This is a genomic window from Microbacterium sp. NPDC055599, assembly GCF_053618975.1.
This window is the reverse complement of record NZ_JBSHIM010000023.1, coordinates 1-15792: the sequence shown is the minus strand read 5'-3', so window position 1 is coordinate 15792 and position 15792 is coordinate 1. Positions and strand designations below refer to the sequence as shown.

Sequence of the window (15792 nt, the reverse complement as noted above, 5' to 3'; positions counted from 1 at the left end):
TTCGCGACGCTCCCCAGCCGTCACAGTCACCGTAGCGCTCGACCGCCTCTCAGGATAGGCCCGTCACGGTGCGTGACCTCCGGCCCGCTCGGGCTCAGTACCAGTTCATCGCCTGCGAGTGGCCCCAGGCGCTGCAGGGCGTGCCGTAGGCATCGGCGATGTACTTCAGGCCCCACGCGATCTGGGTGGCCGCGTTGGTCTGCCAGTCGGCGCCGGCCGAGGCCATCTTGCTGCCGGGAAGCGCCTGCGGGATCCCGGTGGCACCGCCATCGGCGTTGTACGCCCGGTAGTTCCAGCCCGACTCCTTGTTCCACAGCGAGTTCAGGCAGGAGAACTGATCGCCGCCCCAGCCGTAGCGGTCGGCCATCATCTGCTGCGCGGTCGCCTTCGCGCCGTCCACCGTGTTGGCCGCGGCGAGCGCGGCGGCGGCCGCAGCGGCCTGCTCGGCGGCGACGCGCGCCGCCTCCTCCGCGGCCTTCTGCTCCTGCGCCGCCGTGTACGCCTGCTGCAGCGCCGCGGTCTCCGCGACGACCTTCTCGGTCTCGGCGGCGGCCTGCTCGGTCGCGACCGTCACGAGGAGCAAGGGCAGGGTCGCACGGTCGTCGAGGGTCTCCAGGTCATCCTCGAGCGGCGTCGTGTCCACCGGGGCCGCAGCGCTCACGTCGAGGCCGGACGCGGAGACCTCGGCGGTCAGGGCGTCCGCCGCTGCGAGCGCATCCTTCCCCTTCGACACCGTCATCACGGCCTCGTCGGCGATGCGGGTGAGCGGTTCCGCGCCGAAGGCCTGGCTCGTGATCGCGGCCGACGCGGCCGGCTGCGCGGTGCCGGTGGCGGGGGCGGCCGTCACCCCGACCGTGAGGGTGATCCCCACGAGGGCGGCGGCCGCGGTGCCCAGGACGAGCAGCGGGGTACGGGTGACGGCGGCGCGCGCGGCAGCCACCTCGGAGGCGCGCCGAAGCGCACGGGTCTTCTGAAGCATTGGGTTCGACTTTCGGGTCGTCGTGCGCCCGATGCGGGACACTCATCGGGAGATTGCCCCGGACGCAAGTGAACGAGTCTGCGTCATCGACCTAGCCCCCACCTGGCATTTTCATGAGAAGAGGGCCCCACGCCGGAGCGTGGGGCCCTCTCGGAAGGGTGCGGGGATGCCTCAGGCGTTCGCGTCCTGACGCTTCAGGCGCGAGGCCTCGCGACCGCGGACGGTCTGGTCCAGGATCACCTTGCGGATGCGCACCTTCTCGGGCGTCACCTCGACGCATTCGTCGTCACGCGCGAACTCCAGGCTCTCCTCGAGCGTGAGCAGCCGCGGCGGCGTCATCGACTCGAAGTTGTCGGCCGTGGAGGAGCGCATGTTGGTGAGCTTCTTCTCCTTGGTGATGTTCACGTCCATGTCGTCGGCGCGCGAGTTCTCGCCGATGACCATGCCCTCGTAGACCTCTTCGGTCGGCTGCACGAAGAACGACATGCGCTCCTGCAGGGCGATCATCGCGAAGGGGGTCACCACGCCGGAGCGGTCGGCCACGATCGAGCCGTTCTGGCGCGTCGTGATCTGACCGGCCCACGGCTCGTACCCGTGCGAGATCGCGTTCGCGATGCCGGTGCCGCGGGTGGTCGTGAGGAACTCGCTGCGGAAGCCGATGAGACCGCGCGAGGGCACGACGAACTCCATGCGCACCCAGCCGGTGCCGTGGTTGGTCATGTTCTCCATGCGGCCCTTGCGGTTCGCGAGGAGCTGCGTGATCGCGCCGAGGTGCTCCTCCGGCGTGTCGATGGTCAGGTGCTCGAACGGCTCGTAGACCTTGCCGTCGATCTTCTTGGTGACCACCTGCGGCTTGCCGACCGTGAGCTCGAAGCCTTCGCGACGCATGTTCTCGACGAGGATGGCGAGCGCCAGCTCACCGCGGCCCTGCACCTCCCAGGCGTCGGGACGGCCGATGTCGACGACCTTGAGCGAGACGTTGCCGATGAGCTCGCGGTCCAGACGATCCTTCACCATGCGGGCGGTGAGCTTGTGCCCCTTGACCTTGCCCATGAGCGGCGACGTGTTCGTGCCGATCGTCATGGAGATCGCGGGGTCGTCGACCGTGATGGCCGGCAGCGGACGGATGTCCTCGGGGTCGGCGATGGTCTCGCCGATCGTGATGTCCTCGAAGCCGGCGATCGCGACGATGTCGCCGGGGCCGGCGGAGTCGGCCGGGTAGCGCTCCAGGGCGCGGGTCTTCAGCAGCTCGGTGATCCGGGCGTTGCTGGTCGTGCCGTCGGAGCGGACCCAGGCGACCGTCTGGCCCTTCTTGAGCGTGCCGTTGAACACGCGCAGCAGGGCGAGTCGGCCGAGGAACGGGCTGGAGTCGAGGTTCGTGACCCAGGCCTGCAGCGGCGCCTCGTCGTCATAGGACGGCGCGGGCACGTGCTCGAGGATCGCCTCGAACAGCGGCTCCAGGTCGTCGTTGTCGGGCAGCGACCCGTCGGCGGGACGGTTCTGCGAGGCGGCGCCGGCACGGCCGGAGGCGTACACGACCGGAACGTCGAGCAGCGCGTCGACATCGAGGTCGGGCACGTCGTCGACCAGGTCGGACGCGAGACCCAGCAGCAGGTCGTGCGCCTCCTCTTCGACCTCGGCGATGCGGGCGTCTGGGCGGTCGGTCTTGTTGACCAGCAGGATCACGGGCAGCTTGGCCTCGAGGGCCTTGCGCAGCACGAAGCGGGTCTGCGGCAGCGGGCCCTCGCTCGCGTCGACGAGCAGCACGACACCGTCGACCATGGACAGGCCGCGCTCGACCTCGCCGCCGAAGTCGGCGTGGCCGGGCGTGTCGATCACGTTGATCGTGATCTCCTTGCCGTCGGCGTGCTTGCCCTTGTAGGTGATCGCCGTGTTCTTGGCGAGGATCGTGATGCCCTTCTCGCGCTCGAGGTCGTTCGAGTCCATCGCCCGCTCCTCGACGTGCGAGTGTTCGCCGAAGGAGCCCGTCTGGCGGAGCATCGCGTCGACGAGCGTGGTCTTGCCGTGGTCGACGTGGGCGACGATTGCGACGTTGCGGAGGTCAGAGCGGAGGGCGTGCGCCATACAAGGGTCCTCAAAGAGTGTGGGGTTGCGCCGGGAAGCCGACGTTCCAGGATAACGTACGCGCCGGATCGGATCTCCGAGGCACGTCGTAGCATCGACTTCGTGACCCCCGCTCCCCCGATGTCCTCGCGCCGCGAGGGCCGTGCGCGCCTGTGGTGGGAGATCGCGATCGTGCTGGCCCTGGGGCTCGGGCAGTCGGCGGTCTACGCGATCGTGCAGCTGGCCTACCGCCTGACCGACGACGTGCCCCTGGCCGACCAGACCGCGACGCTCAACCCGTCCCGCAGCGACCGCGAGGTGTTCGACCTCGTCTATCAGCTGCTCTCGATCGGCTTCTCGCTCGTGCCCGTGGTGCTGGTGTGCTTCCTGCTGTGGCAGCGCCGACGACCGCACCTCGGGCGGCTCGGGCTCGACGGCACCCGCATCGGCGTCGACGTGGCCCGCGGCGTGCTGCTCGTGGTGGCGATCGGCGTGCCGGGCCTCGCGCTCTACCTCGGCGGCCGGGCGGCCGGCCTGTTCGTGGCCGTGAACCCCGCGGGACTCGACGCCCACTGGTGGACCGTGCCGATCCTGCTGCTCGCGGCGGCCCGCGCCTCCCTGCAGGAGGAGTTCGTGGTGCTCGGCTACCTCTTCGCGCGGCTGCGGCAGCTCGGCTGGTCGCCGTGGACGATCATCGTCGCCACCTCCGTGCTCCGCGCGACCTACCACCTGTACCAGGGGCCGGGGGCGTTCGTCGGCAACCTCGCGATGGGGCTGCTGTTCGGGTGGCTGTACCAGCGGACGGGACGACTGCTGCCGTTCCTGGTGGCGCACTTCCTCATCGACGCGACCGTGTTCGTCGGCTACCCGTGGGCGGCCGCCACCTGGCCCGAGCTGTTCGGGCTGCCCGGGTGAGCCCGGTGCGCCGGGTGCTCAGCCGAGGTTGACCACGACGAGCGCGGCGGCGGCCCACAGCACGATCACCGCGAGCGCGATCAGCGCGGGGCCGTCCCACGTGCGACGGATGGGCGCGTCGGCAGCCGCCGCCTCCGACCAGCGGTCGCGGATGTCGGTGAGGGCCCGCAACCCGGAGGGCACCCGCGGCTCCGCGTCCTCGTCACGACGCTGACGGGGCGGGCGGGCGCGGGCCGGGCCACCCCAGGAGGTGAGCGTGCGGCCGTCGTCGAGCGCGAACTCGAGCTGCCAGCGCAGGTCGATGTCGCGCACGTGCCCCCAGCCGAAGCTCGTCCGGCGCAGGAGGTTCTGCACGGTCGCCCCGTGCGCGTCCACCCGCACGTGCGACACGAAGCTGATCTCGTACACGATCCACAGGGCGAGGAGCATCCACGGAGCGATCAGCAGCGCCTGCACGATGCTGCCGTTGACGACCGTGTCCCCCAGCAGGAACAGCACCAGCAGCACGCTGAGCACGAGGATGACGGTGCCCGAGGACGCACGGTAGGTCCGTGCGTCCTCGGGCTGTGCCGGCGATGCCACGCTCAGTGGCCGCCGAGAGGGATCGACGCACCCGGGATCGCCTGCAGCAGGCGCTCCGTGTACTCCTCCTGCGGATTCGCGAAGATCTCGTCGACCGTGCCCTGCTCCACCACGCGGCCCTTCTCCATCACACACACCAGGTCGCTGGAGACCCGCACGACCGCGAGGTCGTGGGTGATGAACAGGTACGTCAGGTCGAGCTCGGACTGCAGGTCGGCGAGCAGCTTCAGGATCTGGTCCTGCACCAGCACGTCGAGCGCCGACACCGCCTCGTCGAGCACGATGATGTCGGGCTTGAGCGCGAGCGCACGGGCGATCGCCACGCGCTGCCGCTGACCGCCCGACAGCTCGTTCGGGTATCGCGTGGCGAGGGACTGGGGCAGGGCGACCTGCTCCAGCAGCTCCTCCACGCGCGCCCGCTGCGAGGCGCGGTCGCCGACGCCGTGGATCTGCAGCGGCTCGGCGATCGTGTTGCCGATGTTGCGCAGCGGGTCGAGCGAGCCGTACGGGTCCTGGAAAACCGGCTGCATCCGGCGACGGAGCCCGAACGCCTGCGCGTTCGAGAGCCCCGACACGTCCTGGCCGTCGATCTCGATCGTGCCGGCGGTCGGATCCTCGAGCTTGAGCACCATCTTCGCGACCGTGGACTTGCCCGATCCGGACTCCCCGACCAGTGCGAGCGTCTTGCCGCGCGGGATCTCGAACGACACGTCGTCCACCGCCCGGAAGGCCTCGCTGCGGAAGTTGCCCTGGCGGATCTTGTAGTCCTTCGTCAGACCGGCCACCCGGACGGTCGGCGGGATGTCCGCGAGGTCCTCGAGCGTCTCGATCCCCCGATCCTCCACGACCGCCTGGATGCGCTGCGACGCCACACTGGGCGCCGCGGCCACCAGCCGCTTGGTGTACGGGTGCTGCGGGTTCTCCAGGATCTGACGGCTCGGCCCCGCCTCGACGATGTTGCCGCCGTTCATCACGATGATCTTCTCCGCGCGCTCGGCCGCGAGACCGAGGTCGTGCGTGATCAGGAGCACCGAGGTGCCCTTGTCCCGCGTGAGAGAGGCCATGTGATCGAGGATGACCCGCTGCACCGTCACGTCGAGGGCCGAGGTCGGCTCGTCGGCGATCAGGAGCTTCGGGTCGGCCGCGAGACCGATGCCGATCAGCGCGCGCTGGCGCATCCCGCCGGAGAACTGGTGCGGATACTGGTGCAGCCGTCGCTCGGCATCGGCCAGACCCGCCTGCTGCAGCACCTCGATCGTGCGTGCCTTGACAGCGGCACGCCCCTGGGCGATGCCGTTGGCGCGCACGGCCTCCTTGACCTGGAAGCCGATGCTCCACACCGGGTTGAGGCTCGACATGGGGTCCTGCGGCACGAAGCCGATGTCGCGACCGCGCACGGCCTCGATGTCGCGTCGGCTCAGGCCCGTGAGCGGACGGCCCTCGAGCGTGATCGATCCTCCGGTGACCTTTCCGGTCCCCGGCAGCAGGTCGACGATGGCCGTGGCCGTGGTGGACTTGCCCGAGCCGGACTCCCCCACGATCGCGACGGTCTCGCCGGGGAACACGTCGAACGTGACACCGTGCAGGACCTCGCGCATCCCCTCCTGCGAACGGAACGCGACCTTGAGGTCGCGGACACTCAGCAGCGGGATCTGGGCGGCGTTGTGGTCGCTCATCGGCGGGCCCTCGCCTTCGGGTCGAGGGCGTCTCGGATGAGCTCGCCGAGGCCGACGAACGCGAGCACCGCGAGGGTGAGCGCGATCGATGGATAGATGAGCGACATCGGGGCGATGCGCAGAGCCGCCTGTGCCTGGCTGATGTCGTTACCCCACGACACCACCGTGCCGCCGAGCCCGACACCGAGGAACGACAGGGTCGCCTCCGCCACGATCGCCGCGGCGAGTCCCAGGGTCGACACGACCAGCAGCGGCGCGATGCCGTTGGGGATCACGTGGGTCAGCAGCGTCTTGAACCGGGACTGGCCCAGCGAGCGCGACGCCATGACGAAGTCCGCCTGCCGCACCCGGAGGATCTCGGCGCGCACGACGCGTGCCGTGGACGCCCAGGAGAAGCCACCGATCGCGAGCGCGAGCGTCCACACCGAGCGATAGTCCGAGAGCACCGTCATCACGACCAGGGCGGCCAGGATGTACGGGATCGCGAAGAAGATGTCGCCGATGCGGGACAGCAGCGCGTCGATCCAGCCGCCGTAGAAACCGGCCAGCGCACCCATGATGAGGCCGAGCACCGCGGAGATCACGGTGGCGATGAGACCGACCGACAGCGACGTCTGGGCGCCCCAGACGACGCGGGCGTAGATGTCGCAGCCCTGGAAGTTGAACCCGAGCGGGTGGCCGGGCGTCGGGCCCTCGTTGCTGTTCATCAGGTCGCACACGCGCGGGTTGACCTGCGTGAACAGGGTCGGCCAGAACGACATGACGATGAACAGCGCGGCGAGCAGCACCGAGAACCAGAACATCGGGCGACGGCGCAGGTCGCGCCACGCGTCGCGCCACAGGTTGCTGGGCTTCTCGGCGACGCGCACCGCATCGATGGCGATCGACTCGGTCTCGACCGGGGCGACGTAGTGCTTCTGCGTGGTGGGGTCAGACATAGCGGATCCTCGGGTCGAGCAGACCGTAGAGCAGGTCGATGACAAGGTTCACCAGCACGTACAGGATCACGAACACCGTGACGAAGGAGACCACGGTGGGCCCCTCACCGCGGATCGCCGCCTGGTAGAGCGTGTTGCCGACACCGGGGATGTTGAAGATCCCCTCGGTCACGGTCGCGCCCACGAGGAGCACGCCGAAGTTCGTGGCGGAGTTGGTGATGACCGGGAGCAGGGAGTTGCGAAGCACGTGCACCGGGATCACGCGGGTGCGCGAGAGTCCCTTGCTGTACGCCGTGCGCACCCAGTCCTGGTTGAGGGTGTCGATCACCGAGCTGCGCATCAGGCGCATGCTGACGGCGAAGAGGCTGAACCCGAGCACGAGGGCGGGCAGCCAGAGGCCGCCCCAGTCGTTGTCGGAGCCGACGGTCGGGCTGAACCAGCCCCACTGGATCGCCAGGAAGTACTGGGCCAGGAAGCACAGCACGAAGATCGGGATCGCCAGGGCGACGAGCGCGACCAGCAGGGCGGTCGTGTCGAACAGCTTGCCCTTGCGCAGCGCCGAGATCGTGCCGATCGTGATCGCGAGCGTGAACTCGATCCCGATCGCCATGACGGCGAGCCGGCCGGTGACCGGAAGCGTGTCGACGAGCACCGCGGAGACCGGGCGACCCGAGAAGGTCGTGCCGAGGTCACCCTGGAAGACACCGGTGATGTAGTACCAGTACTGGACCAGGAACGGCTCGTTGAGGTGGTACTCCTCGCGCAGGGCGTTGACGAGAGCCTCATTGGGCGTGCGATCGCCGAACAGAGCCAGGATCGGGTCGCCCGGCATGGCGAACACGAGGAAGTAGATGAGCAGGGTGGCCCCGAAGAACACGGGGATCACCTGGAGAAGACGTCTGATGATATAGCTGGGCATCCGCAGTCCCTTTCGGGAGGGCGCGAACAGACCGAACGGGAGCACCCGACGAGGCGGTGACGGAAACCGTCACCGCCTCGCGGGTGCGAGCTCCGTCAGGCCTATTCGGCAGCCTTCGTGATCTCGTAGTACAGCGGGACCGAGTTCCAGCCGAACGTGACGTTGTCGACCGTGTCGGCGTAACCACCGGTCACGTTGGAGTACCACAGCGGGATCGCGGGGAGATCGTTGAACAGGATCTCCTGCGCCTTGGTGAACTCCTCGACCTGAGCCGCGGTGTCGGTGTTGCTGATGCCCTCGGCGATCAGCGCGTCGAACTCGGGGTTCGAGTAGTCACCGTCGTTGGAACCGGCGTTGGTCGCGTAGAGCGGGCCGAGGAAGTTGTACAGACCGGGGTAGTCGGCCTGCCAACCCGAACGGGCAGCGGTCTTGATGCTGTTGTTGTTGATCTCCTCGCGGATGACCGAGAAGGTCGGGTACGGGTCGCCCGACGCCTCGATGCCCAGCGTGTTGGAGATCGCGTTGGTCACGGCGTCGACCCACTCCTGGTGGCCACCGTCGGTGTTGTAGGCGATCTTGAACTCGCCCTCCCACGGGGAGATGGCGTCGGCCTCGGCCCACAGCTCCTTGGCCTTCTCGGGGTCGTACTTCAGGACCTCGTTGCCCTTGATCGAGTCGGACCAGCCGTCGATGACCGGCGACGTGAAGTCGGAGGCCGTGGTGCGGGTGCCGAAGAAGATCTTGTCGGTGATCTGGTCGCGGTCGAACGCCATCGAGATGGCCTGACGACGGAGGATGCCCTCCTCGCCGGAGAAGTGCGGCAGGAACTGACCGATCGTGAACGACTGGAAGACGGCCGACGGCTGGTTCACCGCGCGGTCGCCCAGGTCGTCCTGGAAGGTCGGCAGCGACACGGACGGGATGACGTCGATGACGTCGACCTTGTTGCCCTGCAGGTCGGCGTAGGCCGCGTCCTGCGTCGCGTAGAAGATGATCGACAGGCCGCCGTTCTTGGCCTTGCGACCGCCGTCGTAGTCGTCGTTGCGGACCAGGTCGATCTGCACGTCGTGCTGCCAGGCGCCCTCACCGTCGAGCTTGTACGGGCCGTTGCCGATCGGGTTCTCACCGAACGCGTCGATGTCCTCGAACGCGACGTCGGGCAGCGGGTAGTAGGCCGAGTAGCCGAGGCGCAGCGCGAAATCGGCGGCCGGCTTGTTCAGCGTGATCGTGAACGTGTAGTCGTCGACCTGCTGGAGACCGGACATGTCGCCCTGAGCGCCGTACACGTCGGGGGTGTTCTGGAAGCCCTCGATGTCTTCGAAGAAGTAGCTCGAGAGGTGGGCGTTCTCCGCCTGTGCGCCGTAGTTCCACGCCTTGATGAAGTTGTCCGCCGTGACCTCTTCGCCGTTGGAGAAGGTCTGACCCTCCTTCAGCTTCACGGTGAGGTGCTGCGGGTCCTCGGTGGTGATCTCCTCGGCCATGTCGTTGACCGGCTTGCCCTCGGCGTCGTAGTAGACGAGCCCGGCGAAGATCTCGTCGAGGATCTTGCCGCCACCGACCTCGTTCGTGTTGGTCGGGATCAGCGGGTTCTCCGGCTCCGAGCCGTTCGTCGTGATGATGGCATCCGGGTCGGCCTTGGCCCCACCGTTGCCGCCGTCACCGGTGTTGCCGGATCCGCCCGCGCAGCCCGCGAGCGCCAGAGCGCCACCCGCGAACAGCGCGACGCCCGCCAGGGCGATCTTGTTGCGCTTCACTTTGTGTCCTCCTGTGGACGTGGGAATTCTGCGTGCGCATCGTCGAGCACGCAGGGATACCTGAGCGTAACCCGCGAGTCCGCCCGCCGACGCACTCGGCTAACGAACTGTTACTGAGTGGTGACCAATCGTCACACGCGCGAAACATGCGGAAACGCGGACGGCGCCGCGCCACCCGGAGGTGACCGCGACGCCGTCCGCGGATCAGCAGGGACTCAGGCGAACGCCTCCACCGGCGGGCACGCGCACACCAGGTTGCGGTCGCCGTACGCCTGGTCGATCCGGCGCACCGGCGGCCAGTACTTGGCGGCCACGAGCGAGCGCACCGGGTAGGCCGCCTCCTCGCGCGTGTAGGCGTGCCCCCACTCCCCCGCGATGAGCGACACCGCGGTGTGCGGTGCGTGCACGAGCGGGTTGTCGTCGGCCGGCCAGCGTCCGGCGGCCACCGCGTCGGCCTCGGCCTTGATCATGATCATGGCCTCGATGAACCGCTCGATCTCGTCGAGGTCCTCCGACTCGGTCGGCTCCACCATCAGGGTGCCGGCGACCGGGAACGACATCGTCGGCGCGTGGAACCCGTAGTCGATGAGGCGCTTGGCGACGTCGTCGACCGTGATGCCCGTGGCCTCCTTGAGCGGACGCAGGTCGAGGATGCACTCGTGCGCGACCCGGCCGTTCTCGCCCGTGTAGAGCACGGGGAAGTGCGAGCCCAGCCGCTCCGCGATGTAGTTCGCCGAGAGCACGGCCGCTGCGGTCGCCCGGCGCAGCCCGTCGGCTCCCATCATGCGCACGTAGGCCCAGGAGATCGGCAGGATGCCCGCGGAACCGTAGGGGGCCGCCGAGATGACCGCACCGTCGAACGTGTAGCCGCCGAAATGCTCGGCGCGCTGTGCCAGCGGGTGCGAGGGCAGGTACGGGGCCAGGTGCGCCTTCGCCGCGACCGGGCCGATGCCGGGGCCACCCCCGCCGTGCGGGATCGCGAACGTCTTGTGCAGGTTGAGGTGCGAGACGTCGCCGCCCAGGTCACCGAAGCGCGCGTAGCCGAGCAGCGCGTTGAGGTTCGCGCCGTCGACGTACACCTGACCGCCGGCCTCGTGCACCGCCGTCGTGATCTCGACCACCTGCTCCTCGTACACCCCGTGCGTCGAGGGGTACGTGATCATCAGCGCAGCGAGCTCATCGGCGTGCTGCGCGATCTTGGCGCGGAGGTCGTCGAGGTCGACGTTGCCGAGCGCATCGCTGGCCACGACCACGACCTTCATGCCCGCCAGCACGGCAGACGCAGCGTTCGTGCCGTGCGCCGACGACGGGATGAGGCACACCGTGCGGTGCGCGTCGCCGTTCGCGTGGTGGTAGCCGCGGATCGCGAGCAGGCCGGCGAGCTCGCCCTGCGACCCCGCGTTCGGCTGCAGCGACACCGCGTCGTAGCCGGTGATCTCGGCGAGCCAGCTCTCGAGCTGATCGATCAGTTCGAGATAGCCCTGCACGTCGTCCGCCGGGGCGAACGGGTGGATGCCGGCGAACTCGGGCCACGTGATCGCCGCCATCTCGGTCGCCGCGTTCAGCTTCATGGTGCACGAGCCGAGCGGGATCATGCCGCGATCGAGCGCGTAGTCGCGGTCGGACAGGCTCTTGAGGTAGCGCATCATCGCGGTCTCGCTGCGGTGCGCGTGGAACACCGGGTGCGTGAGGTACTCGTCCGCGCGGCGGAGAGCCTCCGGCAGCGCGACCGAGACACCCGCGACGAACGCGAACGCGCGCTCCGTCGGCCCGCCGAACACCAGCGCCACGCGGTGCAGGTCGGTGAACGTCGTCGTCTCGTCCACCGCGACACCGATCGTGTCGGCGTCGGCGACTCGCAGCAGGATGCCGTGCTCCTCGCGCGCGCGGGCGGCATGCTCCGCCGCGGCGCCAGGCACCCGCACCGTGAGCGTGTCGAAGAAGTGCTCGTGCACGACCTCGGCCCCCGCCTCGACCAGCCAGTCACGCAACAGGGTGGCCTTGCCGGCGACGCCCTGGGCGATCGAGCGCAGCCCGTCGGGGCCGTGGTACACCGCGTACATCGAAGCCATGACCGCGAGCAGCACCTGCGCCGTGCAGATGTTGGACGTGGCCTTCTCCCGGCGGATGTGCTGCTCGCGCGTCTGCAGCGAGAGCCGGTACGCGGGCTTGCCGTCGGCATCGACCGACACCCCCACCAGTCGCCCCGGCAGCTGGCGCTCGAGGCCGGAGCGCACTGCCATGTAGCCGGCGTGCGGTCCGCCGAAGCCCATCGGCACGCCGAAGCGCTGCGTGGTGCCGACCGCGACGTCGGCGCCCATCGTCCCCGGGGCCGTGAGCAGTGTGAGCGCCAGCAGGTCGGCCGCGGCCACGGCGAGACCACCCGCGAGGTGCGCGGCCTCGAACACCGCCGTCGGATTCCACACGCGACCGGACGCGCCGGGGTACTGCACGAACACGCCGAACAGCTCGTCCGGCAGCTCCTCGCCCGCCGCGAGGTCGACCGTCACGAGCTCGACACCGAGGGCGTCCGCGCGGGACGCGAGCATGGCTCTGGTCTGCGGCAGCGCGTCGGCGTCGACCACGAACACGTTCGACGAGGACTTCGAGGCCCGCCGCGCGAGCAGCATCCCCTCGACCACGGCCGTGGACTCGTCGAGCATCGACGCGTTCGCGGTGCTGAGGCCGGTGAGCTCGGCGACCATGGTCTGGAAGTTGATGAGCGCCTCCAGGCGTCCCTGCGAGATCTCGGGCTGGTACGGCGTGTAAGCCGTGTACCAGGAGGGGTTCTCCAGCACGTTGCGCTGGATCACCTGGGGCGTGATGGTGCCGTAGTACCCGAGGCCGATCATCGCGCGGCGGACCGTGTTGCGCGACGCGAGCGCCCGCAGCTCGGCCAGGGCCTCGGTCTCGCTCGCGGCGGCGGGGATGCGCGACTCCGCGACCGCGGCCTCCGGCCCCGTGTAGATCGAAGCGGGGACGGCCTGGCGCATGAGCGTCTCGACCGGGCTGGTGGGCCCGTCCTCCGCGCCGCCGAGCCCGAGCGCGTCGAGCATCGTGCGCTGTGCGGCCTCGGTGGGTCCGATGTGACGATCGGCGAAAGCAACCACGTGTGTCTCAGCCCTCCGTGAGTGCGACGTAGGCGTCGCGGTCGAGCAATCCGTCCAGGGCGCCGGCGGCGACCGAGACCTTGAGCAGCCAGCCGCCCTCGAAGGGCTCGGCGTTCACCAGCGACGGGTCGTCGACCACGGCGTCGTTGATCTCGACGACCGTGCCGGCCACCGGGGCGTAGAGCTCGCCGACCGACTTGGTCGACTCGATCTCGCCCACCACGGAGCCGGCGGTGATCTCGGTGCCGACGGCGGGGAGCTCGACGAACACCACGTCGCCCAGCTTCTCGGCGGCGTAGTCGGTGATGCCGATGGTCACGGTGTCGCCGTCACCGGCGATCCACTCGTGCTCGTCGGTGTAGCGGAGTGCGCTGAGGTCGGTCATGAGTTCCTCCGGTAGAAAGGCAGGGCGGTCACGGTCGCGGGGATACGGGTCCCCCGCACATCAAGGAATACTGCGGTTCCCTCTTCCGCGGAAGAAGGGTCGACGTAGGCCATCGCGATCGGATGACCCAGCGTCGGGCTCAGGGCGCCGCTGGTGATCTCCCCCAGCGGGGCACCGTCGGCGTCGACCACCGCGTAGCCGGCGCGGCCCGCGCGGCGACCCTCGGCGGTCAGTCCGACCAGGACGCGCGCGTCGGCCGCCGGGGCGGGGGCGTCCTTGCCGACGAAGCGCTCCTTCGCGGCGACCACCACGCGACCGAGGCCCGCCTGCGCGGGCGACGTGTCCAGGCTCAGCTCATGGCCGTACAGGGGCATCCCGGCCTCGAGCCGGAGCGTGTCGCGCGCCGCGAGGCCCGCCGGTACCAGGCCCAGGGGCGTCCCGGCCGTGAGCACGGCATCCCACAGCGCGGCCGCGTGAGCCGCCGGCACCAGAAGCTCGAAGCCGTCCTCGCCCGTGTAGCCGGTGCGGGCGAGGAGCAGCGGCTGCCCCGCGAACGTCGCGGACGCCCAGGCGTAGTAGCGCTGCTCGGCCCACGGCACGCTCACCTCGCCGATACCGGCCGTCGCGGCGAGGATCTCCTCGGCGCGCGGACCCTGCACCGCGATGAGGGCGTAGTCGTCGGACACGTCGGCGACCTCGACCTGCTCGACCCCGGAGTCCGCGACCCGGTCCGCGAGCGCACCACGGACGGCGTCACGGTTGCCGGCGTTGGAGATGATCAGGTAGTCGTCGTCGGCGAGCCGGTACACGATCACGTCGTCGACGATGCCGCCCTCGGGCGTGAGCAGCAGCGAGTACTTCGCCTTGCCGACCGCGAGAGCCGACAGCCGTCCGGCCAGTGCGTAGTCGAGGAAGGCACCCGCGTCCCCTCCGCGCACGGTGAACTCGGCCATGTGCGAGATGTCGAAGATGCCCGCCGCCTGGCGCACGGCGTGGTGCTCGGCGAGGTCGGATGTGTAGCGCACCGGCATCTGCCAGCCGCCGAAGTCGGTGAAGGATGCGCCGAGGGCCTCGTGGCGCTCGCGCAGCGGGGTGAAGCGGGGGTCGGACATGGAGTTCTCCCGGGCTGGGTCGGGCGGAACGGCGGCATCGCCGTTCCAGGGAACTCCCCCTCTGTCATGGGCCTGAGAGCTTCGCCCGCACGAGCACGCGGGCTTTCACCGTCGGCGGATCCCCGACAGCTCGGGATCGCTTTTCAGAGCGGCCGGACCCCCGCGGTACGCGTACCTGAGAGATTGGCGGGGAGGCTTGCTCCTTCGGTGCCCGGCTGCGTGCGCCGGGGCTCTCCCGCGTGGGTCGTTCGGCCTGTCTTCGATTGTGGCTTCAGTCTAGCCCGAGGCGCGCGTCGGCCTCGCTCACGGATCGCGCGTCGTCGAAGGCGTCGTCGACGAGCACCGACCAGATGGGAGACGGGACGCCCGTCCACTCGGCGATCGCGTGCTCGAGGTTGAGGCGCGCGGCCGCCGGGTCGAGCGTCCTCCGGCAGTGACGCGACACCCTGCTCGCTTCACGGACCGTCCCACGGCACGCCAACCAGAGCAGGGCAAGGTCGCGCGGGTTCACCTCCGCCCCGACATCGCCCGCCAGCTCGCGTGCGCGCTCGGCGGCCGTGCGCACGACCTCGACAGGATCCTCCCCCGCCGCGCGGAGCCCGTCGTTCACGCTCCGCACCCGCCAGGCGACGTCCTGCCCCCGCTCCAACCAGCGCAGCAGGAGCTGCCCATCGCCTCCTCGCCGGTCGATCACCGGGAACGCCAAGACCGCATCCGTGGTCGAACCTGCGAGGGCGTCACCGCCTCCGCGCGAGACCGCGCCCCGGCTCCCCTGCCGATCGTTTCCCACGAGGCTCGGCAGCTGCCCGTGGTCGGCAGCCGACGGATAGCACGCCCACACCTCCCGACCGCGTTCGGCGAGTGCATGACGCAGATTCACGTCGTCGAGCAGCGACGTGGGCGGCCGGCGAGCGATGTCCCGCGCGAGGTCGGCCGGCATGCTCACGCAGACGGCGGGCAGGTAGGGGTCGACGATCTCACCCCAGTGCGGAAGCGCGCCGGATGCCCTGACCAGCTGCGCGGACGCGGTCGACCAGCCGACGTAATGAACCAGCACATCGTCCGGCCTCTCGGTGATCGATGATCGGATGCGATCGACGGCATCGGGCACCAGTTCGGCGTCGTCCTGCACGACGAGGTGGTGCGTGGCGTCCGTCCTCGCCCCGCCCCAGGCGAGGAGAGATGCGGCGAGCGCCGACGGCGGCCCATCCGGGTCGGGGTCGAGCGCGAGGGACGGCTCGAGCGGCTCCAGGCCCTCGAGCAGGCTGCGGGCCGCGTCCGCACGGGACGGATGACTCATGACGGCGGCGGACAGCTCCACGGTCGCCTCCTTCGGGTCGGGGAAGGTGCCGCCCGGG

Annotated in this window: 12 protein-coding genes and 2 riboswitches; of the genes, 1 reads left to right on the top strand and 11 read right to left on the bottom strand. The window is 69.8% G+C overall.

The window, feature by feature from the left end:
• Positions 1 to 94 precede the first annotated feature (94 nt).
• Positions 95 to 979 (bottom strand): aggregation-promoting factor C-terminal-like domain-containing protein, encoded by an 885-nt coding sequence (locus ACWGQ1_RS17430; RefSeq protein WP_452313439.1) that lies wholly within the window; start codon positions 977 to 979, stop codon positions 95 to 97.
• 171 nt (positions 980 to 1150) lie between these two features.
• On the bottom strand, positions 1151 to 3064 hold the full coding sequence (typA, locus tag ACWGQ1_RS17425) for a translational GTPase TypA (protein ID WP_136028639.1): 1914 nt from the start codon (positions 3062 to 3064) through the stop codon (positions 1151 to 1153).
• Between the two features lie 120 nt (positions 3065 to 3184).
• Between typA and ACWGQ1_RS17420 the strand changes: the two genes are divergently transcribed.
• On the top strand, positions 3185 to 3958 hold the full coding sequence (locus ACWGQ1_RS17420) for a CPBP family intramembrane glutamic endopeptidase (RefSeq protein ID WP_136028648.1): 774 nt from the start codon (positions 3185 to 3187) through the stop codon (positions 3956 to 3958).
• An 18-nt stretch (positions 3959 to 3976) separates the two neighbouring features.
• Here the strand turns inward: ACWGQ1_RS17420 and ACWGQ1_RS17415 are convergent, their stop codons facing one another.
• The 9 genes from ACWGQ1_RS17415 to ACWGQ1_RS17375 all read right to left on the bottom strand — a co-directional run.
• Complete coding sequence (locus ACWGQ1_RS17415; RefSeq protein WP_136028638.1) at positions 3977 to 4540, bottom strand: PH domain-containing protein; 564 nt, start codon at positions 4538 to 4540, stop codon at positions 3977 to 3979.
• A 2-nt stretch (positions 4541 to 4542) separates the two neighbouring features.
• Complete coding sequence (locus tag ACWGQ1_RS17410; protein ID WP_136028637.1) at positions 4543 to 6216, bottom strand: dipeptide ABC transporter ATP-binding protein; 1674 nt, start codon at positions 6214 to 6216, stop codon at positions 4543 to 4545.
• Positions 6213 to 7154, bottom strand: coding sequence for an ABC transporter permease (locus tag ACWGQ1_RS17405; protein WP_136028636.1), 942 nt, complete (start codon positions 7152 to 7154; stop codon positions 6213 to 6215). The genes ACWGQ1_RS17410 and ACWGQ1_RS17405 overlap by 4 nt, the downstream gene beginning before the upstream one ends.
• Complete coding sequence (locus ACWGQ1_RS17400; protein WP_136028635.1) at positions 7147 to 8073, bottom strand: ABC transporter permease; 927 nt, start codon at positions 8071 to 8073, stop codon at positions 7147 to 7149. Before ACWGQ1_RS17400 ends, ACWGQ1_RS17405 begins: the two co-directional genes overlap by 8 nt.
• Before the next feature lie 101 nt (positions 8074 to 8174).
• A complete protein-coding gene (locus ACWGQ1_RS17395; RefSeq protein ID WP_136028634.1) occupies positions 8175 to 9827 on the bottom strand; it encodes a peptide ABC transporter substrate-binding protein in 1653 nt (550 codons plus the stop codon).
• A gap of 215 nt (positions 9828 to 10042) precedes the next feature.
• Complete coding sequence (gcvP, locus tag ACWGQ1_RS17390) at positions 10043 to 12883, bottom strand: aminomethyl-transferring glycine dehydrogenase (RefSeq protein ID WP_452313449.1); 2841 nt, start codon at positions 12881 to 12883, stop codon at positions 10043 to 10045.
• Between the two features lie 61 nt (positions 12884 to 12944).
• A complete protein-coding gene (gene gcvH / locus ACWGQ1_RS17385) occupies positions 12945 to 13322 on the bottom strand; it encodes a glycine cleavage system protein GcvH (protein ID WP_136028632.1) in 378 nt (125 codons plus the stop codon).
• On the bottom strand, positions 13319 to 14434 hold the full coding sequence (gene gcvT, locus ACWGQ1_RS17380) for a glycine cleavage system aminomethyltransferase GcvT (RefSeq protein ID WP_452313438.1): 1116 nt from the start codon (positions 14432 to 14434) through the stop codon (positions 13319 to 13321). Before gcvT ends, gcvH begins: the two co-directional genes overlap by 4 nt.
• Positions 14435 to 14488: 54 nt before the next feature.
• Positions 14489 to 14586: riboswitch (glycine riboswitch) on the bottom strand.
• Position 14587: 1 nt separating this feature from the next.
• Positions 14588 to 14682: riboswitch (glycine riboswitch) on the bottom strand.
• A gap of 23 nt (positions 14683 to 14705) precedes the next feature.
• On the bottom strand, positions 14706 to 15792 hold a 1087-nt coding region (locus tag ACWGQ1_RS17375; protein WP_452313437.1), incomplete at its 5' end, for a hypothetical protein.

Coding starts and splice junctions, on each gene's coding strand:
- ACWGQ1_RS17430 (WP_452313439.1), bottom strand. CDS start 979: ATGCTTCAGAAGACCCGTGCGCTTCGGCGCGCCTCCGAGGTGGCTGCC.
- typA (WP_136028639.1), bottom strand. CDS start 3,064: ATGGCGCACGCCCTCCGCTCTGACCTCCGCAACGTCGCAATCGTCGCC.
- ACWGQ1_RS17420 (WP_136028648.1), top strand. CDS start 3,185: ATGTCCTCGCGCCGCGAGGGCCGTGCGCGCCTGTGGTGGGAGATCGCG.
- ACWGQ1_RS17410 (WP_136028637.1), bottom strand. CDS start 6,216: ATGAGCGACCACAACGCCGCCCAGATCCCGCTGCTGAGTGTCCGCGAC.
- ACWGQ1_RS17405 (WP_136028636.1), bottom strand. CDS start 7,154: ATGTCTGACCCCACCACGCAGAAGCACTACGTCGCCCCGGTCGAGACC.
- ACWGQ1_RS17400 (WP_136028635.1), bottom strand. CDS start 8,073: ATGCCCAGCTATATCATCAGACGTCTTCTCCAGGTGATCCCCGTGTTC.
- gcvP (WP_452313449.1), bottom strand. CDS start 12,883: ATGCTCGACGCGCTCGGGCTCGGCGGCGCGGAGGACGGGCCCACCAGC.
- gcvH (WP_136028632.1), bottom strand. CDS start 13,322: ATGACCGACCTCAGCGCACTCCGCTACACCGACGAGCACGAGTGGATC.
- gcvT (WP_452313438.1), bottom strand. CDS start 14,434: ATGTCCGACCCCCGCTTCACCCCGCTGCGCGAGCGCCACGAGGCCCTC.